Below are 1427 nucleotides of genomic sequence, written 5' to 3' on the forward strand. Positions count from 1 at the left end.
TTTATATGAACGCCCCCTTATGCGCCAGTTTTCGCGTGTTTTGATTTAACAGGATAGGCTGCAGCTTTATATACGGCCTTCTTGCAGCCTCATCCGCTGCGGGCCCCGATGAAATCCGCTAACTCGCCCCTCATTTGTCGCATGAGCTCTAAGCTCGAATCATCTTTCAGGTTTAGCGAGTTCCGGTCCGACCTGTCTTGTCATCACACTCGTTGCCAACGCAACCTTTGACGTCACCCTGTAAAGTTTAAATGTTCTGTATCTGCTCTGACCATCAGGCCAGCCTGGTACTCACGTGCTCCTTCTGATACGGCCTACCATGTGCAAGGATTGCCCAGATCGTCCGAGCCATCTTGTTCGCCAGTGCCACGGTGATCACGTTCGGCGGTCTTCGTTTTTTCATCTGCTCGACCCACGGACCTGGTTCCTTCGCGTGGAAGAGCACACTGCGTGCACCGTGGATCAGCAAGGTACGTACATACGTGTCGCCACGCTTGGAGATGCCCAACAACTGAATCTTTCCGCCCGTGCCCGTTTGTCCGGGAACGAGACCGAGCCAGGCCGCGAACTCGCGTCCGGATTTGAACGCTTTCGGATCACCCATAGTCGAAACCACTGCGGTCGCAGTGAGCAAACCCACCCCGGGTATCGCCGCGATCGCATGGCACGCCTTGTCTTCTTTCATCCACGTCTGCAAGCGTCGTTCGATGTCGGCGATCTGCTTATCGAGGCGCTCGAGGTCATTCCACATCTCACGCAATGACTCGATCAGCATTGCCGGCAGACGCTCGGCAAGTCTCGCGAGTACCGCAGGAATCGCTTTGTCCAGCGCTGCCCGGCTCTTGCTCATCACTTCGCCATATTCAGTGAGCAGCCCGCGCAGACCGTTCATCTGTGCGGTCCGGAACTTGACTTTCTGTTGCCGCATCCGGTGCAGCGCTAACACTGCCTGCTGCGCCTCGGTCTTCACCGCGACCGCTTTACTTGGCATCTGGGCAGCCATCCAGATCGCGCGTGCATCTGCCGGATCATTCTTATTGCCAATCACGAAGGCTTTGACGAACTTCGCCGGCATCAGTTTTACCTGATGACCCATCTCAATTAACCGCCGTGCCCAATGCTGAGCTCCGCCGCACGCCTCCATCCCTATCAGGCAAGGAGCCCGGTTCGCGAAGTGCTCAAGAAACAGCGCCCGTTTGAGCTGCCGGCTGACGATCTCCCCCGTTTCAGCATCTACCCAGTGAAGCTGGAACACCGACTTCGCGATGTCGACCCCGACCGTCGTATACTTCATCTCGGACCCTCCGGTTAGCCTGTGAAGACCTTAATGATCTTCCAATTTGGGCACTTTTGATGCCGTCGGCCCGTGAGGGTCCACTTTTCAGATCCTAACGTCCGATAGGTGGGGGCGTTCATTCCATTTGTCG

At 56.3% G+C, this 1427-nt stretch carries 1 protein-coding gene; it reads right to left on the bottom strand.

Annotated features, from left to right (window positions below; all coding sequences use genetic code 11):
• Positions 1-274: 274 nt before the first annotated feature.
• The gene (locus tag M0D69_RS43595) at positions 275-1294 is read right to left on the bottom strand and encodes an IS110 family transposase (protein ID WP_301787975.1); all 1020 of its coding nucleotides are present in this window, start codon (positions 1292-1294) and stop codon (positions 275-277) included.
• Between the last annotated feature and the right edge of the window lie 133 nt (positions 1295-1427).

The organism is Caballeronia sp. SEWSISQ10-4 2 (genome assembly GCF_030464885.1).
Lineage (GTDB): Bacteria > Pseudomonadota > Gammaproteobacteria > Burkholderiales > Burkholderiaceae > Caballeronia.